This is a genomic window from Neobacillus niacini (assembly GCF_000759675.1).
GTDB classification, from domain to species: domain Bacteria; phylum Bacillota; class Bacilli; order Bacillales; family Cytobacillaceae; genus Neobacillus; species Neobacillus niacini_A.
In genome coordinates this window covers 418492-441761 of record NZ_BAWM01000152.1, presented here as the reverse complement: position 1 = coordinate 441761, position 23270 = coordinate 418492, and the positions used below count along the sequence as shown (strand labels likewise).

Sequence of the window (23270 nt, the reverse complement as noted above, 5' to 3'; positions counted from 1 at the left end):
AAAAATAAAAAAAATAAATAGGTTTTTTGCCGTTTTTTGAGATTATTTTTTGGCAAATTTCAACATATTTCTACTGTTCTGAGAAAACGATTTCACCGCCAATCATCGTCCATTTTGGTTTTGCTAAATAATGAAAAGGGTGGTGACTCCAAAGTACTAAATCAGCCTCTTTTCCTGATTCTATACTGCCTATTTGATGGTCTAGCTTTAGGTTTCTTGCTGGTAAAATGGTAATCCCTTCTAGAGCTTTTTGCTCAGAGAGACCTTCGCGCACCGCTATGCCCGCACATATATTTAAATATTGAATTGGGGTATAAGGGTGGTCTGTGGTAATCGAAACTTCGACACCTTTGTTTGTAAGCTCTTGATAGGTTTTCCAGGTTTTATTTTTTAGTTCAATTTTTGATCTCCTTGTTAAGGTCGGACCAACTGAAACTTTTAAATTCATCCCGGACAATTCACTGGCAATTAAATGTCCTTCGGTACAATGCTCAATTCTTAAATCTAAATTGAATTCCTCAGCGAGACGTAATGCAGTAATAATATCGTCAGCACGATGAGCGTGAATTCTTACAGGAATTTCTCTCTTTAATGCCATTACCAGTGGAGCTAGTCGTAGATCATCTGGGTTATCCGTATTGATTGCTTTATAGAACGCTTCCCTAAGCATTCCCATAATGCCCATTCGTGTTATCGAGTCATTATTCCCTTGACTATGAATTCTCTTCGGATTTTCTCCTAATGCGAGCTTAAGACCTGAAATTTCCTGGACGATCATTTTTTTTACATTTTTTCCGGTAGTTTTGATAACTGATGTCGTGCCTCCAATCACATTCGCACTTCCAGGCATGACATGTGCGGTTGTGATTCCACTTTTAATCGCATCGAAAAAAGCAGGATCTAATGGGTAGACGCCATCAATGGCTCTAATATGAGGAGTCATCGCTTCTGCTGTCTCGTTTGCGTCATTACCAGCCCAGCCAGTTCCTTCATCATATAGACCTAAATGTGTATGAACATCAATAAATCCAGGTAAGAGATATAGGTTACCACAGTCAATAATCTTGACATTTGAATCGGTATGAAGATTTTTTCCCACCTTTATTATTTTTCCATAATCAATTAAGACATCGCCATTTTGAATTGGTTTTGATGTGATAGGATAAACCTTTGCGTTTTTTAGAAGTATTTTCATGATATTAAACCTTTCTACACACTTATAATATTATTTTTACTATTTTATCAACTGGACTGTTGAAGTGATAGTGGAAATAAATGATTTTTTAAAAAATTATGAAACTTTTTACTGATAACGGCGTAATTATTAGGGAAAGATAGAAAAAAATTTCCGTTGGGGGAATCATAAAATGGTAAAAAGTGAAGAAAGAATGCTTGCGGCAATTCTCTATGTTGTTAGTCTTTTTTTCCCGATTATAGGTCCGCTGGTTATTTGGTTAATTAAGAAGGATGAGTCATCATTTATTAATTATCATGGAAGAGAATATTTTAACTTTTTCATTTCATACACGATTTATTCGGTGATAAGCGGGATTTTAATCTTCCTTATTGTAGGCATTTTCTTATTATGGATATTGGGGATTATGGCCCTAGTATTTACCATCATCGCAGCTGTCAAGGCATATGAAGGAAATGAATATCGATTCCCTTTAATCTTTAGAGTCATTAAATGAAAAATTGACCAACTAGCCCAGCAAAAAAACTTTGCTGGGTTTTGAACGTTTTTATAGTTCAAACGTCATATCAATGTATAAAGCAAATCAAGGGGGAATTAGCATGGAATTATTAGAAGGAATTAGCTGGGGATTGATTGCGCCGATATTTTTTATACAACTTATCTTAGTGATTGTATCACTTGTGGACTTATCCCGAATCGAAAAGACAAATGGTCCGAAGCTGCTTTGGGTGTTTATTATTGTGATTGTAAATATTATTGGACCCATTCTATATTTTGTGATTGGAAGGAGAAATAATTAATGTCTCTCATTCAAATTAAAGGGTTAAAAAAGAATTTTCAAGGTAATGAAGTGATAAAGGGCCTAGACTTTAAACTTGAAAAGGGCAAGTGTATTGCCCTATTAGGTCCCAATGGAGCAGGTAAAACAACGACGCTTCGAATGCTTTCAGGATTAATGAAACCAACTGCGGGGATTATTTCATTTAGTGGTGCTAAAAAGGATGGGGATATTCGCCACTTAATTGGCTACCTGCCACAGTTTCCTGTTTTTTATGACTGGATGTCTGGTTTCGAATTTCTTCAATATGTGGGAAAGCTTGGTGGACTAACAGGCAAAGAAGCAAAGGAACGTTCATTAGAGCTCCTAGAACTAGTTGGAATAAGTGATGCAAAAAATAGAAGAGTAGGGAAATACTCTGGCGGGATGAAACAAAGGCTAGGAATTGCACAGGCAATCATTCACCGTCCTCAGCTTGTGATGTTGGATGAACCAGTGTCTGCTTTAGATCCATTTGGCAGAAGAGAAGTACTAGAGCTTCTCGAAGGTTTGAAAAAGGAGACTACCATTCTTTTCTCTACACATATATTGAATGATGCCGAGGAAGTTTGTGATGAAATCCTATTTTTACATAATGGAGAAATTGTGGAATCTGGAACAATGGAGGACTTGCGTGAACGGCACCAACAAGCAAAGATAGATTTGATTTTCCGTAAGAAAACAGTGGAAATGGGAAATACACTTAAAAATCATGCCTTAACAAAATCCATTTTAATAGAGGGAAATCGGATTAGTGTGTTTGTTACGAATATAGAGCTGGCCAGGAAGGAATTTTTAAAACTAATTTCCGAAAAAGACTGGCAATTGGATAAATTTGAAATGAGTAGTATGACTCTTGAAGATGTATTTATGAAGGTGGTGGGGAAATGAGCCAATGGATGACGCTTTTTCAAAAAGAAATTCTCGAAATGTGGAGAAATTTTAAATGGATATGGGTTCCAATCACCTTTATCTTATTAGGTGTATCAGAACCGTTAACGAGTTATTATTTGCCGCAAATCATCAAATCATTTGGCGGTCTGCCGGAAGGGTCAATTATAGATATACCACCTCCAACCGCTGGAGCTGTCTTAGCCTCCGGTCTAAGCCAATACTCCACTCTCGGGGTGTTAATCATTGTTTTAGGAACAATGGGTGTTATTGCTGGTGAAAGAAAAAGTGGAGTGGCGGCCATGATTCTAGTTAAACCGGTTTCTTATCTGTCTTATATCTCTTCAAAATGGGCAGGCAGTCTTTTGTTAGTTTGGTTTTCTTTATTTATTGGATATTTATCAACCTGGTATTATACGGGTCAGTTATTTGATTGGATCCCTATTGGAGAATTTTTTCAATCATTTGTTTTATTTGGATTATGGTTGACTGTGGTATTAACGGTTACTATATTCTTTAGTGCCGCTCTCTTGACTCCAGGAATGGCAGGCTTCATATCATTGGCGATTGCACTGGTACTTAGTATCATTAGCGGGGCGCTTTCTCATTTACTAGAGTGGAGCCCTTCGCAATTAGCAGGCTACGCGAGCGCATTGCTAACAGTGGGGGAACTTCCTGATGATACACTCCCTGCAAGTTTAGTAGCCATCTTACTCATTGTCATTCTTTTATGGTTAAGTGTATTCCTCTTTAAGAAAAAAGAGCTTGCCTCTTAAATAATTTGTTCACTTGTTGTAATGGAGAGGTCAGTTATCTGGCTTCTTTTTTTCTATTAATTTTTTCGATTAGATATAGAGAAAAACTCCTATCATTATTTTTGTCCACGTTTAATAGAATAAATATAAGAGGGGCAGATAAGGAGTTTTCAGGATGAAAATACATGAATTTTACCGAGGCAGTGCCAATATTACCTTAAATGGAAGCATAGCAGCGCTCGTTCCCGCGATCATCATCGGTGTTGGGAATCTTTATTATTTTCAAAACAATCAAATTATGTTACTAACGATACCTTTTGTTGTTTACAGCCTCATAAGTTTTCAAATCTATCTTTTTAGAATGAAACAGTCTATTTCGGCAGGGAGAAATATATCTCTATCGCAAAGCTATTATCAAAGCTTATTTGAAGCGAGACACCTTGTGGTTGTTTACATGAACCAGCAAGAGTCTAGTGTACACTTATTCTTTCCTGATGGACACCAAGCAGGAATCATTAAGAAATATCGTCAAAAGGGGTTTAATCTGTTTAGGAAACCAAGAATTTATGCACTCTATAATAGGCAAGATCAGGCTGTTGGATTTTATAAAATAAAAAAATCCACACCATTAATCATTGAAGTCTATGATCAAAACAAGAGATATTTAGGTTGCTATGAAAAAGATAGAATATCCTGGTTGAAAAAAAAGAAAGAAATTATTGATGAATTTGGGAATTTCATTGGCTCTGTTGAAGGCTCGGGCTATTTTATGGATGAACGTATCCTTAATCAGTCGAGGCAGCAGGATGGACGGCTGAGACGGGGATGGATGCCTGTTGAATGGAGTAGTCGATTTCCGGAACCCAATACACCAGTACTTTCGCTTTCAGAAAACTTAACAGAAAAGGACAAGCTGTTAAGGATGTCATTTTTGATTAATGAATATTTTATTGAGAGATAAGGAAAGTGTCATTCTCGCTGAATATTTGATAGAATAAGTTAAAAAAAGGGCGGAGGTTATTGTAGTGCAGATTGATTTAATTAAAGGTCATGGTTCAGGAAATGATTTTCTCTTAATTGATGAAATAACGAATGCTTATTCCTTTTCAGAAGGTGAAAGGGCAGCGCTTGCCACGTTGTTATGTGACCGAAATTCAGATTTAGGTGCAGATGGTATCCTATTTATTATGAAAAGCGATCATGCTGATGGAAGAATGAGGGTATTTAATGCGGACGGGTCAGAAGCATCTATGTGTGGAAACGGTCTACGGTTAGTTGCTAGATATGCTTGCGAAATGCAGGGACTTACTGAAGCGATTATAGAAACCATGAAAGCTGATTTAAAGGTGAGTAAACAACAGGATATCTATCCAAAGGTGACAACCTACCAAGTAGAAATTTCACCGGTATCATTCCTTTTGTCGGACTTACCATTGAATATAGATGAACCCAATTTACTTAATGAAAAAATCCCAGAGCTTTCACAGGATTTAACTTTTTCTGCACTTGCGGTACCAAATCCGCATTTAATCTCAATTGTGGATTTAGAGCAAATGAAATCAGTCATTCAAAGGCAGATTAGTGAAAAAGTGAATAATCCAAATGAGTTATTCCCTGACGGAGTGAACGTCAGCTTTGTTAAATCTTTGGATGCGGGAAGTATTTATGTAAATACGTTTGAACGCGGGGTTGGCTTCACAAATGCATGTGGAACAGCAATGTCAGCTTCTACATTGGTAACATGCCTGCAAGGGCTGAATAGCGTGGAAGAAGTTATTAATGTTTATAATAATGGTGGAAGAGTGCAATGTGTAGTACATGAAAACGATGAAAACTACAGCATTGATTTAATTGGTAATGCAACGTACTTGTACCAAGCACAGGTTGATGTCGACCTGGAACGCGATACCTTTTCAGTGAACTCGAAAGAAGAATTTCCCGAGCAGTCAACCTACGAAAAACTCCAGGCAGATGCTCAAGGGTATCTTCAGAAAGCTGGTTTGTAAAGAGTCTAATGAATGCATAAAGGTCACATAGAGAGAATCTATGTGACCTTCACTTTGCTGAACGGTAAAATCGGGAGTGACCGAAAGGCATGTGGAAAAAGTATTTGGGTCAATGCAGGTAGCCCGGAGTGACCGAAATCTGTATAGAAACAGGGGTCGGTAACTATAACGGGTTCATAGTGACCGATCTCTTATTTAAAACCTAAGTACGTTCAATATGACCAAGTAAGCTAATTTATTTTTTCGCTTTTAACACTTCTAGAACCGGTTTGAAGGCCTGGATGGATTTTGTTTGAAAATAATTTTTAAACGGGTCACTTTGTTTACCTATTCGATTTAAGGCATTCTCCATGTTAAAGTGAACCGGATTCAGTTTATCCGTAACTTCTTCCCAATAAAGTGGTGTAGCAACACCTGCATGTTCATTCCCTCTCATGGAATATGGCGCTACAATCGTTTTCCCTTCACTATGCTGGACATAATCAACGTAAAGCCTGTTTCCGCGATTTTTTTTCATTCGTTCAGTTGTAAAAGAATCAGGGTCCCTTGAAATCAAATAGTCGGCAATAAAGCTTGTAAATAGACGTGTATCTTCAAAGGAAAATTCGTCCTCAGGCAAAGGTAAATATATTTGTAATCCTTTATTTCCTGAAGTTTTTACAAATCCAATTAAATTTAGTTGATCGAGTACCTCCTTTATTAACAAAGCAGCTTTAACCGCCAAGTGAAATTCATCCTTTGAGGGAGGGTCTAAATCAATGACGATTTCACTTGCTCCTTTACTGTGTATGGTTTGAAATGGTATATGGTATTCAATTGCCAACTGATTCCCGAGCCAAATGAGTGTTTTGAGATTGTTGCAAACGATATAGTCAATTCCATCATCTTGATGTGTCTGCACAAAATCTGGAGCATAATCAGGACAATTCTTTTGATAAAAGGGCTCACCGAACATTCCATGCGGGTAACGAATAACTGATAAGATCCGGTTTTCTAAAAAAGGCAGCATATAGGGAGATATTTCCCTTAAATATAAAATGAAATCTGCCTTTTGAATATCATGGTTTTTCCAAAGAGGCTTATCGGGGTGGGTGATATCCAAATCCTCCGGTAAGTTTTTTTGCTTATAGATCAATTGTTCGTATATACATTCATCAGGCTTTAAATCAAAGCGGAAGCGATGAAAATGAGGCTCGCGCAGCTGATTATCGTAAAGCTCTAAATACTTTACCTCCAAACAAAGAGCGGGCTCCACAAAAATAAATTGACTGTCTTCGCTAACCATATTTTGTTTAATGGTACTTTGAAGTGCTTGCTTTTCATCCGGTTTGAAGCCAAATAGTACTTGACCAATCCCATGAATATTTCCTTTTTTATACACTCCAACATAAAAGTATCCATTCGCCTTTTCAAATGAAGTAATAAAGCAGGAGACATATTTCCAGTTTTTGTATTTTAACCATTGTAAGGACCTCTTTCCTTCCTCCCAAAGACTATTCTTGTGTTTTGCGATAATCCCTTCCCCATCATGTAGCACCACGTTTTCCCATAACTCACTAAAATCCTGATAAGCCTTTACGAGCTGTAGTAGATTTTGACTATAGGGATCTGCTTCTATTGGAAGACTGAGTAGTTTAAATAACTTAATTAGCTCATCTTTACGTTTTTCAAACGTTTTAGAATGTAAGGGTTTTCCTGTCAACACAAGAATATCAAAGACCATAAGGCGACACGGTGCTTTTGCTGCTTGTTCAGCAATTTTTTTAGAAGCCTTTAATCTCCCACGGACCTGAATCGCAGAAAAGTTGCCCTTATATGGATTCTCAAGTAAAACAAGCTCTCCATCAAGTCGAAGGGGAAGAAAGGGTTGAAATAATTCCTCTAGGGGCTCTAAAAATTCCTTTATTTCTGGGAATTGTGGTAGCAAGGGCTTATCATTTCTACTGGTTACCGTAATCCCGCGGTCATCCCAATTCAAAATCGCCCGAAATCCATCATATTTAACCTCGTACAGCCAATCAGGTTGAACTGTTAGATCAAAGGTTAGAGTTGGCAGCATCGGTTTCATTGATTTAATTCCTCTCTTTTTCTTTATTTTGTTTCAAACCACGATGATTCATCCTTTACCAAATGTTTTTAGGAATGTACTGAGTAATGAAAAGCAAAAATAATAAAAAAAGATTGGAGAATTACGCTATGCATACGATGTGGAAAGGCAGTATTAGTTTTGGGCTAGTAAATATCCCTATCAAGCTTCATACAGCCACTGAGGATAAAGACATTAAACTTCGGACCTTGCATAATAAATGCCATGCGCCGATAAAATATGAAAAGATATGCAGTGTATGTGAAGAGGAAGTTAAGCCAGACGACATCGTCAAGGCATACGAATATACAAAAGGGAAATTTGTCGTGCTTGATCATGAGGATCTCGAAAAGCTTCGGAAGGAAAACGAAGAGAAGGCTGTAGAAATCATTGATTTTGTCAAAATGGACGAAATTGACCCCATCTATTTTGAGCGAAGTTACTATATGTCCCCAAATGAAGGCGGGGGTAAAGCTTATTCCTTACTACGAAAAGCACTTCAGGAATCACAAAAAGTGGGATTGGCAAAAATCATCATTCGATCAAAAGAGCAAATGGCTGTAATTCGAGTATATGAAAATACACTAGTAATGGAAACCATTCATTTTCCTGACGAGGTTCGCCGTGCAGCAGATGTACCCAATGTTCCAGCAGACGAAAAGGTAACAGATAAAGAATTAGATACGGCGATTATGTTGATTGATCAATTAACAACTGAATTTGAGCCTGAAAAATATAAAGATGAATACCGTACAGCTTTATTAGAGTTAATTGAATCAAAACGTAGTGGACAAGAAACGGTGACGCCAACTGCAAAAGAAACACCTACAAATGTTACCGATCTAATGGCTGCTCTACAGGCGTCAATTGATAGGACGAAGCCAAAAAGTGATACTGCTGGAAGAAAAGAACCTGCATTAAAAAAGGAAACAGGAGCGAAGAAGGATACAATTGCCAAGAAGCCTGCAGCACCAAGGAAAAAAGCAGCACCAAAAGTAAAAAAAGAAGCATAAGTAAAAATCCGATTCGAAGAACTCGAGTCGGTTTTTTGAGACTTTTGCCTTATTGCCGATAGTACTTTGAATTCAGTTCTTGGCATATTATTATGGAAGAATTAAAATTTGAAGATGTGAGGGGGAGAGGCAATGGCTTATGATGTGCTTTTGTTTGCAGATCCTGGGATTGATGATTCTTTTGCGATAATGTATTATCCTGAAATTCATGGACCTGAGGGACTTGGTCCAATCAAGCCGCCAGATACCCTGCAAGATGTAGAGGTTCATGACATTAACAAAATCCTAGAAATCATTAATGAATATAAAGACAACCTTATTATCGTCAATGTTGGAAGATTAACAGAGTTAGCTCTAATGTTCATTTTATATGGTAACGATGTTTTAAAGGATGTAACACCCCGGAAACGTTAGATTATATCGGTATGGAAGCTGATATCCTGAAGTTTGTCAGTAACTTTATGGAAGTCTTTTTACAAGGTGATTTTGAAAAAAAATAATTATTTTGTATAGTTAGTGGCTTGATAGTATGCTATACTGTAAATTTAATTGACTTTTAGAAAAATAAAGGTTATGATAAAGGTACGCTTTTAAGTTCGTGTAAATATTTATTGGTTTAAGTAGTCGTAACTGCACCATGTGTGGGTGAAGTCTATTACCCAGTAGTGCATTACGGCTTTTTGATTTATTAAATGGTTCTGTACTTAAAGTGAACAAATCTTTGGGGGTACTATTCATGAATAACGGTAAAGTAAAATGGTTTAATGCAGAAAAAGGTTTTGGATTCATCGAAGCTGAAGGCGGTCAAGATGTATTCGTACACTTCTCTGCTATCCAATCAGAAGGCTTCAAAACTTTAGAAGAAGGTCAATCAGTTTCTTTCGAAATCGTCGAAGGCGCTCGTGGACCACAAGCTTCTAACGTAAAAGCTGTTTAATTAATTGAAAAATAAAAAGGTGATGCAATATTAAGGGCATCACCTTTTTATCTTTATAACAATGTTTTTGGTATGCAAATAGTACAAGGGGTGATCATTTTGGCGTTTGGTAGAAGAAATGATGAAGAAGTAAAGCTTGAAGAAACTAAAATTTGGGAATGTAATTCAGACAAATGTAAATGCTGGATTCGTGACAATTTTAAGAGCACAGAAGTGCCCCTCTGTCCAATATGCAAATGTGAAATGAGCCTTACCACTAAAGAACTACAGGTAATTCATAATCATAGTAAGAACTTTATGTAATATTCATAAGAAAAAGCAGGGGTTAATTCCTCTGCTTTTTCTTATGAATCGATGTTTTCCTTACAATAATTAAACACTAATAATTCCTCATCTTCTTCAAGAGCAAAATCTAAAATCTTTTCAGTGCCTCTTTCATAAAGATGATAATGGGAAATTCTAGGTCCCGTTTCATCTACTACAAAAAGTACCTTAATTCCAACACCTTTATCAGAATATAGTTCATCGTCTTCCTCTACATCTAATTCAAGAAAAAATTCAAAGCGGTCGCCGCTTAATAATCCAAATGGATCTACAAGTTTTTCAACTGTATGACCAGTTATATTCAATGAGATCATCCTTTGCAAAATAGTTTCTTTTATATTATATACATATTTCGGGTTCAACTAGAAACAATTGACACCATTCGACTTTAAATTGTTATCAAAATATGGATGATTTTTATGAAATAAGTGTGAACGATGTGAAATTTAATATTTTTTTAATAACTATAAAGTAAAATTGATTTATAAGGAGTACGAGAATTGTAGGTGTAACCTGCATTTATATTTGTGAATATTTTCACAATGGAAGAAAAAGGAGGCAATTATCAATGACTAAAGACAGTCATATGAAGAATTTATTGGCTAATAAAATGCAGCGCAGGACCTTTTTGAAGTGGTCGGGGGCAATTGGTGTTCCTGTTATTGCTGGTGGTGTAGGTACGAAATTATTGATTGACAAGCAAAAGGAAGAAAAAGTCGCCAGTGCTAGTGAATGGGATAATGTTGTTTCGACTTGTAGTATCAATAACTGTGGAGGTCGATGCGTTGTTAAAGCGTATGTGAAAGATGGTGTGGTAATAAGAGTTGAAACGGACACTCAGGAAAGCGGTGATCCAAGTATTCCTCCTCTTAGAGCGTGTGTCCGTGGTCGTAACTATCGAAATGTTCTCTATCATCCAGATCGACTTAAGTATCCAATGAAACGTGTTGGCAAACGTGGTGATGGAAAGTTTGAAAGAATTTCGTGGGAAGAGGCAGTGGAAACAATCGCTTCTGAGGTGAAACGGATTGGTGATAAATATGGACCTGAATCAAGATATGATAATTATGCGTCTGGTCAAAGCTGGGGATTACATGGTGGTAGTACAGCAGTAAGGAAATTATTATCCATCACAGGAGGATTCCTAAATTTTCGAAATGACTATAGCTCAGGGGCAGGAAATGTTGCAACTCCATATACATATGGAACCAATAATTCAGGAAGTAGTTTCGATTCCTTACTTCACTCAAAATACATTATTTTATGGGGACAAAATCCATCTGAGATGATATTCTCTACCCCCTATCGTGAATATTTAATGCAAGCGAAAAGAAATGGCGCCAAAATAATTGTTATTGATCCAAGATATACAGATACGGCCATAACTTATGCTGATGAATGGATTCCAATCTTACCAACTACAGATAATGCCATGATGGATGCGATGGGCTATATCATTATTACAGAAAAATTGCATGATCAGGCATTCCTTGACAAGTACTGCATTGGATTTGATGGTAGCCATATGCCTAAAGGTGTTGTGAAGGAAGAGTCTTTGAAAAGTTATTTATTAGGAGAACAAGATGGGGTGGCCAAAACTCCTGAATGGGCCGAGAAAATCTGCGGTGTACCAGCAGAAAAGATTCGTGAAATTGCTAGAAATTACGCAACCATTAAGCCAGCAGCTCTCATTCAAGGATGGGCAGCGCAACGCCAGGCCTATGGTGAGCAATTCATGCGTGGAGGAGCTCAGCTGGCATGCCTAACAGGGAATGTAGGTAAACTTGGTGGCTGGGCAGCAGGAACAGGGTATTGGAGCCGTTCAAATATTGTTTATCCAATATCTTACGAAAATCCGGTTAAGGCTTCCATACCTTGTTTCCTTTGGACGAAAGCGGTTGAACAAGGGACAGAAATGACAGCAGCAGATGGTTTGCAAGGAACGGATAAATTATCTACAAATATAAAACTGATTTTTAATATGGCTGGAAATATGCTCATTAATCAACATGCTGATATTAATAAAACAAAACAGCTATTGGAAGATGAACGTAAAGTAGAGTTTATTGTTGTAAGTGATTTATTTATGACTCCAAGTGCTAAATATGCTGATATCTTACTACCTGGAACAACCTTTTTTGAGCGATATGATATTGGGGTACCATGGTGTTTTGGTGATTACGTTATTTTTGGTGATAAAACAATTGATCCACTTTTTGAATGTCGAAATGAGTATGATGTGTTTGCTGAGATTGCAGATAAATTAGGAGTTAAGGAACAGTTTACAGAAGGTAGAACCATCCTTGATTTGGTAAAAGAAAGCGTAGAAAGAACTCGCAAGGAGCTTGATCCAACCTTTCCAACATATGAGGAATTCCGAGAAAAAGGTGTACATCATTTTAAATTTGATGAACCCCTTGTTGGTTTTAAAGCACAAATTGATGATCTTGAAAACAATCCTTTTGAAACACCTTCAGGCAAAATAGAATTATTCTCTAAAACACTTTGGGATATGAACCAGCATGAGGAGATACCAGCTATAGCAAAATATATTTCTTCATGGGAAGGTCCGGAAGACCCATTAATTGAGAAGTTTCCTCTACAGCTTATCAGTTGGCATTATAAGCGGAGATGTCATTCCACCTATGATAATATGCCTTGGCTTGAGGAAGCAGCAAAGCAAGAAATGTGGTTGAATCCTAAAGATGCCGAGAAGCGCGGAATCAAGGATGGAGATAGAGTTCAAGTATTTAACGAACGAGGAAGTTTGTATATTGATGTGAAGGTTACGCCACGAATCACTCCTGGAGTGGCTGGTATTCCTCAAGGTGCCTGGTATACACCTGACGAAGCAGGTATAGACCAAAGAGGTTCAGTAAACGTGTTAACGTCACAGCGGCCAACTCCGCTTGCAAAATCAAATCCACAATTAACCAACCTTGTTGAAGTGAAAAAAGCGTAAGGAGTGACTAACTTGGGCCAAATAGGATTTTATATCAATCAAAGTATCTGCCAAGGCTGTAAGGCTTGTAGTGTGGCTTGTAAAGATAAAAATAATACAGAAGTAGGGATAAACTTTCGAAGGGTTTACACGAAAGAAGAAGGGTCCTTTATGCATCAGCCAAATGGCGGGATTGTCCATAATGTGAAATCGTATTATTTCTCTATTGCATGTAATCATTGTGAACAGCCAGCATGTCTTTTAAGCTGTCCAACAGGTGCTATTACCAAGAGTGATGAAAATGGAGTCGTTACAATTGATCAGGAGATTTGTGCTGGAGCACAATTATGTATCAAAGCTTGTCCTTATGGTGGACCACAGTATAACAAAGAAACGTTTAAATCGAATAAATGTAATTTTTGTATGGACCTTCAGGAAAAAGGAGAAGACCCCGTCTGTGTCGCAACATGTCCATTAGGAGCTATTGAATTTGGTTCGATAGAAAAACTCCGGAAAAAATACGGAGATATTAGACAAATTAAGGGAATGCCAAGTCCCACTATAACGAAACCAAACATTGTCATTACGCCTCATCGTGACGCTAAGCTAGTATAAAGACTTCAAAAAAAATGAGTTGGTGATAAGATGTCAATCCTTGTAAATTGGCTTGAGAGCCTCCATGAAGAAATGAATGTTGCCGATAAATGTTCAAGGTTGCGGAACCGGAAGTCAACTTGCAGTTACTGCATAGAAAACTGTGAGCACCAGGCAATCGAAATATCGGGTGATTTAATCCTCATTGATACAAAGAAGTGTACGTTGTGTGGGGAGTGCATGATTGCTTGTCCATTATCTGCGATCAAGGGCGTTTTGAGTGACCGGGTTTTCAACAATGGAAGCCTGATCTTTGATGAAAGCTTTACACCTTCATTAAAAGAATTGCTAATTTATAAAAAAAGAGGAATGAAATCGATTCAAGTTGGTAATCAATTAAACCAAGATTGGGAAACTGTATTAAATTATACAAATGAACAATTACAATTGCTTGATGAAAGTCCAATTGGCGTGGTAAAGAAGGTCATGGATGAAGTACTTTCAAGAAGAGCTTTCTTTAGCTCTTGTCAAACAGAAGGAAAACAACTTGCTAAACGGATGGCACCTGCCGCCTGGAAGACGGAGAAGGATGACTGGAATGTAACAAAATATTATCCAGACTATCAATTTTACTCAGTTGACATCAATAAGGAACAATGCACCTTCTGCCAGGCTTGCTTTTCACTTTGTCCGGAAGATGTATTTCAAGTAGATGATAATAAACTTGTGATTGAAAATCAAAAGTGTGTAAATTGCACCTCTTGTAGGGATGTTTGTTCTGAAAAGGCAATTGAGGTTTTATCAGATATCAAAAGAAAAATAGAACAGTTTGAACACGTCCATTTGAAGACTTGTAATGACTGTGATCATACCTTTTACACCTTTGATGTGGAAACAGAGAAATGTCATGTATGTGTAAATAGAGATCCTGATTGGTTAAGTCCATATTAGAATACTATGAAATAATAAATGATAGCGCTGGGAATGCCCCCAGCGCTATTGTTAGTTTTGACTTTTTTCTCCCGGTTTTATAGCGATTAATGCAACAAATGCTGCCATAATACTGAGTCCGCTTAGTGTAATAAAAATCCAGTGAGTTGCCTTATTCATTAACAAAGCAATAATCGGAGGGCCAGCTGCTACTCCGATAAATCTCATCGAACTATAAATAGAGGAGATGGTTCCACGCTCTTCCTTCTCAATTCCTTCTGTAATCAAGGCGTCTAAACACGGAAGACCAATTCCTATTCCAATACCAGCTATTAAAAACATGATAATCATAAACCAGAGCTTGATTGAAAACCATAGAGCAGCAATGGCCAGAGCTGCCGCAATAATACCGCCGAAGGTGAGCCATTTCATAAGGACTTTATTCTTTTTAATGACCTTTCCTGCAATAAAGGAGGATAAACAAAGCGCCCCGAGTGGTAAGGCTAAAAGCAGACCTTTTTTCAAATCCCTGATTCCATATTTCGTTTCGAAAATTTCAGAGAGGTAAAATAATATACCAAAAAGTACTAACATCAGAATTCCGCCAATAAAAAAGATAGCGCATAACCATTTCCCTTTTTCTGTAAAAGTTTTCTTTACGTTTGAAAAAAATTGTTTAAAGGGTATTGGTTTTGACGGCTCTGGACACTTAACTAATAGCATTACCATAATAACCGAAATGGTGCAAAATACTGGAAATGAAAAGAAAGGTAAAAACCAGATAAATCCTGCTAGTAAAGCACCTAAAATCGGGCTAAGGACTTTTCCAAACGTATTGGAGGTCTCTATTAATCCTAGACAGCTGCTGACATCATCATCATTTTTAAACATATCTCCCACCAAAGGAAGTACAATCGGCGCAGCACCAGCTGCTCCTACCCCCTGCAGGGCACGCCCAACTAATATTAACCAATAGGCATTATCCATCTTCCAAGCGGCCCAACCCGAAATTAAGCCGCCAATTCCAGCTATAATAAGACTTGGAATGATTACTTTTTTTCTGCCTATATGATCAGAAAGATAACCTGCAACCGGGATTAAGAAGATTGCAACAATTGAATATACGGTAATGACCATACTCGTTTGAAACGAGGATATCGATAATTTTTTTTCCATGGAGGGAAGCACTGGTATTAACATGGAATTACCTAAAGTCATCACTAACGGAATGGATGAAAGCGAGAGTATTGCCCACTTTTGTTTGGATACTTCATCTGATTTCTTCTGCTTTCCAGCTGAGGAAGATTTATTTTTCACAGCCTCTGAACTCGGGCATAATCGGTCAATATGATCCATTTTTCTTCTATCCCGCCTTCATAATGATGTGCTAACGTTAATATTGACATCTTTATTTCAAAATAACTATCGAATAGGAATCCTTTAAATGGAATACCGCTAAAATTGAATTTTCTAAAAATTAATGTTGACAATATGCTTTAAAATGTATTAATATAAAAATCAATAAATGAATGGCATTGATGAAGAGTAGTAACTTTTACGGATACTTTAGAGAGCTGATGGTCGGTGCAAATCAGTGTAAACGTATTAGTGAATGGACTTCGGAGCCTCCAAACCGAACCTCCTATAGGGTCAGTAGGCTTTGGCGAAATCCTCATCGTTAAAAGAGGCAGATATTCAAGCATGTAATGGCTTCGATATCGGTAAAGTGAGCTGATTTTTGGCTAATTAAGGTGGCACCACGGGTCTTCCGTCCTTTTTGGATGGAGGGCCCTGTTTGTTTTTAATTGAAAATATAAGTATTGTTTCCAAAATTTGATTACAACCTAGCTGCAGCGCCTAGCCCCTCGAGTCATAAACCAATCGCTTCTGAAGGCAAAAAGCACGCCTTCTGCCAGCGCTCGTCTTATGATAGTCGTGGCTGACCAAGGCGCTTCCGCTTTAATAATTAAATCGTTGAACAAGAGGAGTACACATATTTAATTCTTTTCAGAGAGTCGGGGAAGGTGAGAGCCCGGTAAGAATGGATTTGTGGAATGGACTTGTGAGAGGCTGCCTGAACATTAAGTAGGGTCGCACGGAGTTCCGCCGTTAAAAGGATAGGATATCGGACTTTATTAATGTCCTGTATCTGAAAGAGGAAGCTGCAAAAGCAGCTTCAAATGGAGGTGGCACCACGGTCTTAAGAATCGTCCTCTATATGCATAATGACTTATTTATGCATATAGAGGACGATTTTTTTTATTTATTTACGAAGGGATGCATTGGACATGAAAACAAAAAATGGTTTTTTCATAAAAGAATTAAAAGGGGATACATTTACACCCATCTCCATTTTGCAGAAAATTAGCGGAAACAAAAAATTCTTATTAGAAAGTTCACATAAGTACCATGACTCTGGACGTTATTCCTTTATTGGATCTGACCCAGCATTTGAACTCATATCCCGTGGAGACACCAATGAGATACTGTATCGAAATGGCGGTAAGAAAGTATTACAAGGCAATCCATTAGAAATGATTAAACCTTTGCTCCCGCAGATAGATGAAGCACCTTTTCCGTTTATCGGTGGAGCAATTGGGTATGTAGGTTATGATATCATCCGTCAATTTGAAGTAATTGGAGAAGAGTTTTCAAATGGTCTGTACATGCCTGATGTCCATTTAATGTTTTATGAGGAAGTAATTGTTTTTGACCATCTTGAAGAAAAAATAACGATTTGCGGACTCCCGCTTATAGAGGAAAGTGATCAAGATTTACTCGAAAAAAGGCTGGAGCAAAGAATTGTAGAGCTCAAGCAGCCTGCTATTTATCAAGATGACACTCCTTTTCAATTTTCAGGCTTTCAGTCGGAAACTGCAAAAGAAGAATTTATTGAAAATGTAGAAATTGCAAAGGAGCACATAAAAGCAGGTGATATTTTTCAGGTGGTTCTCTCAAGAAGAATGAAATCATCTTTCCAAGGATCACCCTTATCACTTTATCGCAAGCATCGTGCCCATAACCCAACACCATATATGTTTTATATTGATTTCAATGAATATACCGTAATTGGTTCTTCTCCCGAAAGTCTGATAAAGACTAGGGGGTCAAAGGTTTTCTCAAATCCAATCGCAGGTACAAAAAGGAGAGGAAAAACAACTGAGGAAGACCATTTGATTGAAAAAGAATTGAAAAGTGATGAAAAAGAATTGGCAGAGCATAAAATGCTCGTTGATCTTGGTCGAAATGACTTAGGAAGAGTTTGTGAATTTGGCTCTGTCACGATTGATAGGTATATGGAGGTTGAAAAGTTTCGCCATGTCATCCATCTCGTTTCAGAAGTAAGTGGTACGTTAACAAAAGACCATAGCAATCTTGATGCATTGGCAGCCTGTCTTCCCGCAGGTACTGTCTCTGGGGCACCGAAAATTAGGGCGATGGAAATTATCAATAAATTGGAGAAATCAAAACGGGGACTTTATTCCGGTGCGATTGGTTATTTATCCGCCAACGGAAATATAGATTTTGCCTTAGCCATTCGAACGATGATTTTGAAAGAAGGGACTGCTTACATTCAGGCTGGTGCAGGAATTGTCCATGACTCTAATCCTGAGTCAGAGTATGAAGAAACCATCAATAAATTAAAAGCCTTTTTGGAGGGTGAACAATGATTTTACTAATTGATAATTTCGACTCCTTTACCTTTAACCTTTATCAATACTTAGGGGAATTAGGAGAGAGCATTACAGTTATTAGAAATAATCAGCTTACCATTGAGCAGATAAGAGAAATGAATCCAAAGGCAATCATCCTTTCCCCTGGTCCTGGGAAACCAGAGGACGCGGGAATTTGTATTGAGGTCATTCAAAATTTATATCAAGAAATCCCAATATTGGGTATTTGTTTAGGGCATCAAGCTATCGGGGCTTCTTTTGGAAGTGAAATCAGGAGAGCAAATTTCATTAAACATGGAAAAACATCACAGATCACACATAATGGCAGTGGAATTTTTACTTATTTGACTTCTCCATTAGAAGTGATGCGTTATCATTCTTTGGTTGTGGATAAGGAGCAGCTTTCACCCGATTTGGAATGTGTCGCCTTTTCACTGGATGACCAGGAAGTAATGGCACTCAAGCACTGCCATTATCCAGTATTCGGTTTACAGTTTCATCCTGAATCGATTGGCACACCAACTGGAAAGCAAATGCTCCAAAACTTTTTAAATGAAATAGAAGGGAAGAAGAAGAATGAAGAATTTTTTACTCCAGTTAGCTGAAGGTGAATCTTTTTCAGAGCCTCAAATGAAGGAGGCAATGGACTTAATATTAGGTGAAGAGGTTTCTGAAAGTGAAATTGCTGCCTTTTTAATGGGTTTAAAGTCAAAAGGGGAAACAGTGGAAGAAATTACTGGCATTGTTAAAGGACTTAAAGAGAACACCCTTCCATTTCGTAAGAAGTTTCCAAATGTCCTAGATAATTGCGGAACTGGCGGGGATGGCTCGTCAAGTTTTAATATCAGTACCACTTCTGCATTTGTGATTTCAGGTGCTGGTATCCCGGTTGCCAAGAATGGAAATCGGAGCATATCCAGCAAAACCGGCAGTGCAGATGTACTTGAGTATTTAGGAATTAATCTAAACCTACCTGTTGAACGAACCGAAGAAATTCTTCATGAACTTGGTATTGCTTTTCTATTTGCACCTCATGTTCATCCAAAACTGAAGAAGGTAATGACAGTCAGAAGACAATTGAAAATCCCGACGATCTTCAATTTTATCGGTCCATTAACCAATCCTATTGATTTGGATTATCAATTACTTGGTGTCTATAGAAGGGATTTACTCCCTGTATTTGCAGAAGTACTGCAAAATCTCGGTCGTAAACGTGCGGTTGTTATTAACGGAGCAGGCTTTATGGATGAGGCCTCACTCCAAGGTGAGAACCATCTTACCTTACTAGAGGATGGAGTTATTTCCAGCCAAAGCTTTGTCCCGGGAGAAGTGGGACTTCCAGAATATGAGAACAGCACAATTAGAGGCGGTGATTCGAAAGAAAATGCGTTCATTCTTAAGAAGGTCCTTTCAGGTGAAAAGGGAGCTTGTCGAGATACAGTTTTATTAAACGCCGGAATAGGAATTTACACGAGCGGCAGGGCAGCCAACATAGTAGATGGTATTAACATTGCTAGGGATGTCATTGATTCAGGAGCTGCCTATGAAAAGTTACAGGGATTAATTGAAATGACACGAAAAGGTCAAAGAGAGGCGATATAAATGGAAACCATATTAGATCGTATCATTCTAGAAAAACGAAAAGAAGTCAAAAAACTTCGTGAAGGAAATTTAATTACAATGGAAGCGAAGCCGAAAAGATCTTTCATTCAAAAGCTGCAGAAAGCGGAAGAAATTGCAATTATCTCTGAATTTAAACGTGCCTCTCCATCGAAAGGAATCATTAATAATGGAGTTGAACCGGCTGAGCAAGCTGCTAGATATGAGCAGGCAGGAGCGTCTGCTATTTCAGTACTAACAGATTCAACCTTCTTCAAAGGTTCATTTGCAGATTTAAGAGCAGTTAGAGAGGCTGTAGACCTCCCAATCCTTTGTAAGGATTTTATTATTGACTCAAGTCAAATTGATCAGGCAGCAAAAAATGGAGCAGATCTTATTCTTTTAATTGTTGCAGCCTTGGATGAAGACACGCTCAACAATCTGTATCAATATGCTAGGAGCTTGGATTTAGAGGTGTTAGTGGAGGTTCATAATCAAGCTGAATTAGATAAGGCGCTTAAATTGGGTGCCCAATTAATCGGTGTAAATAATCGTGATTTGAAGACCTTTAATGTCTCACTTGGGGTGACAGAAAGTTTGGCGAAATCCATTAAGAATGCGGGTGCCTTTCTAATCAGTGAAAGTGGAATACACTACAAGGAAGATGTGGAGCGTGTACGAAATGCAGGTGCGAATGGAATTTTAGTTGGGGAAGCATTCATGAAGAGCCCTGACCTAGCACAATCCTTCCAAGATTTCTGCCTGCCCCTTTCAGGAGGTTTAAAAAAGTGAAGGTGAAAATTTGTGGAATAACAGACCTTACGACTGCTATAGCAGCTGTAGATTATGGTGCTGATGCAATTGGATTTGTTTTTGCAGAAAGCAAGCGCAAGATTTCAGTAACAAAGGCAAAAGACATCGTTGCCCATTTACCTGAAGAGGTATTAAAGATTGGTGTGTTTGTAAATGAGACAAAAGAGAAGATAGAGGAAATTGCCGCAAGTGTTGGTCTTACTCATGTTCAATTACATGGTGATGAAACTCCAGTCTTTAGTGAATCCCTTTCCTTCCCGGTAATTAAATCAGTGAGTATTCACGACGATCAGAGTTTGAAGGCAATTGAAAGTTATTCTTGCGAATACGTTTTGCTTGATGGACCAAAGGGGAAATACAGAGGGGGAAACGGGTTATCATTTGATTGGAACAGCTTTTCTTCAAATGATCTTAGGGATAAAAAAGTCATCCTTGCCGGGGGATTGCATGAAGAAAATGTTGAAGATGCGATCAAGTTGATTAATCCATTCATGGTTGATGTTAGCAGTGGAGTGGAAACAGAAGGTAAAAAGGATCTAAACAAGATCCAATCTTTCATTAATAAGGCTAAAGGGAGCCATACAGGAGGAGCAAGAAATGAAATCATATATACTGCCGAATGAAAAAGGGCAATTTGGGATTTATGGGGGAAGATTTGTACCTGAAACACTTATGAAAGCTGTTCTTGAGCTGGATGAAGCCTACCAAATCGCAAAAGAGGACCCAAGTTTCCAAGCTGAAATTGATGGATACTTAACAGAATATGTAGGAAGAGAAACGCCGCTTTATTATGCAAAGAATCTAACAAAATACGCAGGTGGGGCTCAAATTTATCTTAAGAGAGAGGACCTAAATCATACCGGTGCCCACAAAATTAATAATGCAATTGGTCAGGCTCTATTAGCTGTAAGAATGGGAAAAAGAAAAATCGTTGCGGAAACCGGTGCAGGACAGCACGGTGTTGCAACAGCGACAGTTTGTGCCTTATTAAATCTTGAATGCATTATTTTTATGGGGGAAGAAGATATCAAACGACAGGCACTGAATGTTTTTCGTATGGAGCTTCTCGGAGCTAAGGTTGTTAGTGTCACCTCTGGCAGCTCAACCTTAAAGGACGCCGTAAATGAAGCATTACGATATTGGGTTGAACATGTGGAGGATACACACTATCTTTTAGGTTCTGTAATGGGACCACATCCATTTCCAGTAATGGTCAGAGATTTCCAAAGTGTGATTGGCAAGGAAACGAAAAAACAGTTTTTTGCACAGGAAGGAAAGCTTCCAGAAGCTGTTGTTGCCTGTATTGGTGGTGGCAGCAATGCAATAGGAATGTTCCATTCGTTTATAGAGGATAAAAAGGTCAATCTATATGGTGTAGAAGCTGCCGGGCAGGGGACGGAAACCGATTTCCATGCTGCTTCACTTACGAAGGGAAAGCCAGGCGTTCTGCATGGTGCACTAATGTACCTATTACAAGATGAGGATGGACAAATAATAGAAGCACACTCTGTTTCAGCTGGACTGGATTATCCTGGGGTAGGACCAGAACATTGTTATTTAAAAGACAGTGGCAGAGCGCAATATCACTCCATTACAGATAAAGAAGCACTTGACGCCTTTCAGCTTTTATCAAAACTAGAAGGGATCATTCCTGCTCTCGAAAGTGCACATGCCATAAGCTTTGCTGTTAAACTTGCAGCTAAAATGAAGGAAACAGAGCATATTGTGGTTTGCTTGTCAGGTCGTGGTGATAAGGACGTAACCGCTGTAAAAGAAAGGTTAGAAAGGGAGAGTCATAATGAATAGAATTGAACAATCATTTAGAGCATTAAAAGACCAGGATCGAAAGGCTTTTATACCCTATATTATGGCTGGGGATGGAGGACTGAATGTTCTAGCTGAGCGTCTGATCACGTTGGAAAAATTCGGTGCAACTCTTATTGAAGTAGGGGTTCCTTTTTCCGACCCCGTAGCAGATGGTCCGACCATTCAACAAGCAGGTATTAGGGCACTTCAAAATGGAACGACACTAAGGAAAATTATTGCTGAACTTACAAAAGCGAGTGAAGTGGTTTCTATCCCTATCGTACTTATGACTTACCTAAATCCTGTCTATTCATATGGGATTTCTACATTCGTTCAAGATATTGCGAATGCCGGAGTAGATGGCTGTATCATTCCAGACTTGCCGATTGAAGAAGAAGACCTACTAGCCAAGGAGCTTCAGGATATGGGAATTGAATTAATCCGACTTGTTACGCTGACATCTCCAAAAGAGCGAATTAAAGAAATATCGAGTAGAGGTAGAGGCTTCTTATATACGGTTACAGTAAAAGGAATAACCGGTACGAGAAATGAATTTGATCAAGAAGTGGTCGAATTTTTTAAGAAAGTGAAGGAAGTTAGTCCCATACCAGTTGTCGCCGGGTTTGGAATTTCAAACGAAAAGCAAATTAATGAATTAGTCCCCCATTGTGATGGTGTGATCGTCGGAAGTAAAATTGTCGACTTATTACACAAAAATGATCTGAATGGGTTAGAAAGCTTTATGTCAGTCCTTAAACCCGAAAAAAACCTTAGGTAAAAATAGAAAATCTACTCCAATTTCATTTGCGAGTGGATTTTTTATTTTAGCAGCTAGTGCTATTTGTTACAGCTGGTATGTAGAAAATTTATTATAATTTTTCTAAGTAGA

At 38.1% G+C, this 23270-nt stretch carries 24 protein-coding genes and 2 other annotated features; of the genes, 20 read left to right on the top strand and 4 right to left on the bottom strand.

Annotated features, from left to right (window positions below; all coding sequences use genetic code 11):
• Window positions 1-70: 70 nt before the first annotated feature.
• Window positions 71-1198, bottom strand: coding sequence for an amidohydrolase (locus TR08_RS28600; protein WP_045524059.1), 1128 nt, complete (start codon window positions 1196-1198; stop codon window positions 71-73).
• 169 nt (window positions 1199-1367) lie between these two features.
• Between TR08_RS28600 and TR08_RS28595 the strand changes: the two genes are divergently transcribed.
• The 6 genes from TR08_RS28595 to dapF all read left to right on the top strand — a co-directional run bounded on the left by TR08_RS28595 (window position 1368) and on the right by dapF (window position 5664).
• Window positions 1368-1691 carry a DUF4870 domain-containing protein gene (locus TR08_RS28595; RefSeq protein ID WP_045524057.1) on the top strand — a complete coding sequence of 108 codons (324 nt, stop codon included), beginning with the start codon at window positions 1368-1370 and terminating at the stop codon, window positions 1689-1691.
• Window positions 1692-1794: 103 nt separating this feature from the next.
• Window positions 1795-1995 (top strand): PLDc N-terminal domain-containing protein, encoded by a 201-nt coding sequence (locus TR08_RS28590; protein WP_045524055.1) that lies wholly within the window; start codon window positions 1795-1797, stop codon window positions 1993-1995.
• Window positions 1995-2903 (top strand): ABC transporter ATP-binding protein, encoded by a 909-nt coding sequence (locus tag TR08_RS28585; RefSeq protein WP_045524053.1) that lies wholly within the window; start codon window positions 1995-1997, stop codon window positions 2901-2903. The genes TR08_RS28590 and TR08_RS28585 overlap by 1 nt, the downstream gene beginning before the upstream one ends.
• Window positions 2900-3679 (top strand): ABC transporter permease, encoded by a 780-nt coding sequence (locus tag TR08_RS28580; protein ID WP_045524051.1) that lies wholly within the window; start codon window positions 2900-2902, stop codon window positions 3677-3679. The genes TR08_RS28585 and TR08_RS28580 overlap by 4 nt, the downstream gene beginning before the upstream one ends.
• A gap of 154 nt (window positions 3680-3833) precedes the next feature.
• Window positions 3834-4619: a hypothetical protein gene (locus tag TR08_RS28575; protein WP_045524049.1), complete on the top strand. Its 786-nt coding sequence runs from the start codon at window positions 3834-3836 to the stop codon at window positions 4617-4619.
• A gap of 64 nt (window positions 4620-4683) precedes the next feature.
• Window positions 4684-5664 carry a diaminopimelate epimerase gene (gene dapF / locus TR08_RS28570; protein WP_045524048.1) on the top strand — a complete coding sequence of 327 codons (981 nt, stop codon included), beginning with the start codon at window positions 4684-4686 and terminating at the stop codon, window positions 5662-5664.
• A gap of 235 nt (window positions 5665-5899) precedes the next feature.
• Here dapF and TR08_RS28565 read toward each other — a convergent pair whose 3' ends face one another.
• Window positions 5900-7732 carry a DNA ligase D gene (locus TR08_RS28565; protein WP_045524046.1) on the bottom strand — a complete coding sequence of 611 codons (1833 nt, stop codon included), beginning with the start codon at window positions 7730-7732 and terminating at the stop codon, window positions 5900-5902.
• A gap of 128 nt (window positions 7733-7860) precedes the next feature.
• Between TR08_RS28565 and ku the strand changes: the two genes are divergently transcribed.
• From ku to TR08_RS28545, 4 genes are all read left to right on the top strand, one after another.
• Entirely contained in the window at window positions 7861-8763 is a 903-nt protein-coding gene (gene ku / locus TR08_RS28560; RefSeq protein WP_045524044.1) for a non-homologous end joining protein Ku, read from the top strand.
• Window positions 8764-8895: 132 nt separating this feature from the next.
• Complete coding sequence (locus tag TR08_RS28555; protein WP_045524042.1) at window positions 8896-9177, top strand: hypothetical protein; 282 nt, start codon at window positions 8896-8898, stop codon at window positions 9175-9177.
• Between the two features lie 322 nt (window positions 9178-9499).
• Entirely contained in the window at window positions 9500-9700 is a 201-nt protein-coding gene (cspD, locus tag TR08_RS28550) for a cold-shock protein CspD (RefSeq protein ID WP_045524040.1), read from the top strand.
• Between the two features lie 99 nt (window positions 9701-9799).
• Window positions 9800-10003 (top strand): cold-inducible protein YdjO-related protein, encoded by a 204-nt coding sequence (locus tag TR08_RS28545; RefSeq protein WP_193747872.1) that lies wholly within the window; start codon window positions 9800-9802, stop codon window positions 10001-10003.
• 41 nt (window positions 10004-10044) lie between these two features.
• On the opposite strand, the gene TR08_RS28540 is transcribed toward TR08_RS28545, so the two are convergent.
• Window positions 10045-10338 carry a DUF6509 family protein gene (locus TR08_RS28540; RefSeq protein WP_081954701.1) on the bottom strand — a complete coding sequence of 98 codons (294 nt, stop codon included), beginning with the start codon at window positions 10336-10338 and terminating at the stop codon, window positions 10045-10047.
• 254 nt (window positions 10339-10592) lie between these two features.
• Between TR08_RS28540 and TR08_RS28535 the strand changes: the two genes are divergently transcribed.
• The 3 genes from TR08_RS28535 to TR08_RS28525 are packed head-to-tail and all read left to right on the top strand — an operon-like array spanning window position 10593 to window position 14510.
• On the top strand, window positions 10593-12986 hold the full coding sequence (locus TR08_RS28535) for a DMSO/selenate family reductase complex A subunit (protein ID WP_052427660.1): 2394 nt from the start codon (window positions 10593-10595) through the stop codon (window positions 12984-12986).
• Between the two features lie 12 nt (window positions 12987-12998).
• A complete protein-coding gene (locus TR08_RS32275; protein ID WP_045524036.1) occupies window positions 12999-13580 on the top strand; it encodes a 4Fe-4S dicluster domain-containing protein in 582 nt (193 codons plus the stop codon).
• A 30-nt stretch (window positions 13581-13610) separates the two neighbouring features.
• Window positions 13611-14510, top strand: a complete 900-nt coding sequence (locus TR08_RS28525) for a 4Fe-4S binding protein (RefSeq protein ID WP_081954690.1) — start codon at window positions 13611-13613, stop codon at window positions 14508-14510.
• A 51-nt stretch (window positions 14511-14561) separates the two neighbouring features.
• Here the strand turns inward: TR08_RS28525 and TR08_RS28520 are convergent, their stop codons facing one another.
• A complete protein-coding gene (locus tag TR08_RS28520) occupies window positions 14562-15845 on the bottom strand; it encodes an MFS transporter (RefSeq protein ID WP_045524028.1) in 1284 nt (427 codons plus the stop codon).
• 170 nt (window positions 15846-16015) lie between these two features.
• Window positions 16016-16268: a binding site (T-box leader), on the top strand.
• Window positions 16269-16454: 186 nt separating this feature from the next.
• Window positions 16455-16707 (top strand) — a binding site (T-box leader).
• A gap of 70 nt (window positions 16708-16777) precedes the next feature.
• On the opposite strand from TR08_RS28520, the gene trpE reads away from it, so the two are divergent.
• The 7 genes from trpE to trpA are packed head-to-tail and all read left to right on the top strand — an operon-like array spanning window position 16778 to window position 23159.
• Window positions 16778-18160 carry an anthranilate synthase component I gene (gene trpE / locus TR08_RS28515; RefSeq protein WP_045524026.1) on the top strand — a complete coding sequence of 461 codons (1383 nt, stop codon included), beginning with the start codon at window positions 16778-16780 and terminating at the stop codon, window positions 18158-18160.
• Window positions 18157-18768 (top strand): anthranilate synthase component II, encoded by a 612-nt coding sequence (locus tag TR08_RS28510; RefSeq protein WP_045524024.1) that lies wholly within the window; start codon window positions 18157-18159, stop codon window positions 18766-18768. Before trpE ends, TR08_RS28510 begins: the two co-directional genes overlap by 4 nt.
• Entirely contained in the window at window positions 18740-19765 is a 1026-nt protein-coding gene (trpD, locus tag TR08_RS28505) for an anthranilate phosphoribosyltransferase (protein WP_045524022.1), read from the top strand. The genes TR08_RS28510 and trpD overlap by 29 nt, the downstream gene beginning before the upstream one ends.
• Window positions 19766-20554 (top strand): indole-3-glycerol phosphate synthase TrpC, encoded by a 789-nt coding sequence (gene trpC, locus TR08_RS28500; RefSeq protein WP_045524020.1) that lies wholly within the window; start codon window positions 19766-19768, stop codon window positions 20552-20554.
• Window positions 20551-21198, top strand: a complete 648-nt coding sequence (locus tag TR08_RS28495; RefSeq protein ID WP_045524018.1) for a phosphoribosylanthranilate isomerase — start codon at window positions 20551-20553, stop codon at window positions 21196-21198. The genes trpC and TR08_RS28495 overlap by 4 nt, the downstream gene beginning before the upstream one ends.
• Window positions 21173-22381, top strand: coding sequence for a tryptophan synthase subunit beta (trpB, locus tag TR08_RS28490; protein WP_045524017.1), 1209 nt, complete (start codon window positions 21173-21175; stop codon window positions 22379-22381). The genes TR08_RS28495 and trpB overlap by 26 nt, the downstream gene beginning before the upstream one ends.
• Window positions 22374-23159, top strand: coding sequence for a tryptophan synthase subunit alpha (gene trpA / locus TR08_RS28485; protein ID WP_045524015.1), 786 nt, complete (start codon window positions 22374-22376; stop codon window positions 23157-23159). The genes trpB and trpA overlap by 8 nt, the downstream gene beginning before the upstream one ends.
• Window positions 23160-23270 lie beyond the last annotated feature (111 nt).

What these genes read in the sequence shown, in the direction of transcription:
- TR08_RS28595 (WP_045524057.1), top strand. Translation starts at nt 1,368, where the DNA reads ATGGTAAAAAGTGAAGAAAGAATGCTTGCGGCAATTCTCTATGTTGTT.
- TR08_RS28590 (WP_045524055.1), top strand. Translation starts at nt 1,795, where the DNA reads ATGGAATTATTAGAAGGAATTAGCTGGGGATTGATTGCGCCGATATTT.
- TR08_RS28585 (WP_045524053.1), top strand. Translation starts at nt 1,995, where the DNA reads ATGTCTCTCATTCAAATTAAAGGGTTAAAAAAGAATTTTCAAGGTAAT.
- TR08_RS28580 (WP_045524051.1), top strand. Translation starts at nt 2,900, where the DNA reads ATGAGCCAATGGATGACGCTTTTTCAAAAAGAAATTCTCGAAATGTGG.
- TR08_RS28575 (WP_045524049.1), top strand. Translation starts at nt 3,834, where the DNA reads ATGAAAATACATGAATTTTACCGAGGCAGTGCCAATATTACCTTAAAT.
- TR08_RS28565 (WP_045524046.1), bottom strand. Translation starts at nt 7,732, where the DNA reads ATGAAACCGATGCTGCCAACTCTAACCTTTGATCTAACAGTTCAACCT.
- ku (WP_045524044.1), top strand. Translation starts at nt 7,861, where the DNA reads ATGCATACGATGTGGAAAGGCAGTATTAGTTTTGGGCTAGTAAATATC.
- TR08_RS28555 (WP_045524042.1), top strand. Translation starts at nt 8,896, where the DNA reads ATGGCTTATGATGTGCTTTTGTTTGCAGATCCTGGGATTGATGATTCT.
- cspD (WP_045524040.1), top strand. Translation starts at nt 9,500, where the DNA reads ATGAATAACGGTAAAGTAAAATGGTTTAATGCAGAAAAAGGTTTTGGA.
- TR08_RS28540 (WP_081954701.1), bottom strand. Translation starts at nt 10,338, where the DNA reads ATGATCTCATTGAATATAACTGGTCATACAGTTGAAAAACTTGTAGAT.
- TR08_RS28535 (WP_052427660.1), top strand. Translation starts at nt 10,593, where the DNA reads ATGACTAAAGACAGTCATATGAAGAATTTATTGGCTAATAAAATGCAG.
- TR08_RS28525 (WP_081954690.1), top strand. Translation starts at nt 13,611, where the DNA reads ATGTCAATCCTTGTAAATTGGCTTGAGAGCCTCCATGAAGAAATGAAT.
- TR08_RS28520 (WP_045524028.1), bottom strand. Translation starts at nt 15,845, where the DNA reads ATGGATCATATTGACCGATTATGCCCGAGTTCAGAGGCTGTGAAAAAT.
- trpE (WP_045524026.1), top strand. Translation starts at nt 16,778, where the DNA reads ATGAAAACAAAAAATGGTTTTTTCATAAAAGAATTAAAAGGGGATACA.
- TR08_RS28510 (WP_045524024.1), top strand. Translation starts at nt 18,157, where the DNA reads ATGATTTTACTAATTGATAATTTCGACTCCTTTACCTTTAACCTTTAT.
- trpD (WP_045524022.1), top strand. Translation starts at nt 18,740, where the DNA reads ATGAAGAATTTTTTACTCCAGTTAGCTGAAGGTGAATCTTTTTCAGAG.
- trpC (WP_045524020.1), top strand. Translation starts at nt 19,766, where the DNA reads ATGGAAACCATATTAGATCGTATCATTCTAGAAAAACGAAAAGAAGTC.
- trpB (WP_045524017.1), top strand. Translation starts at nt 21,173, where the DNA reads ATGAAATCATATATACTGCCGAATGAAAAAGGGCAATTTGGGATTTAT.
- trpA (WP_045524015.1), top strand. Translation starts at nt 22,374, where the DNA reads ATGAATAGAATTGAACAATCATTTAGAGCATTAAAAGACCAGGATCGA.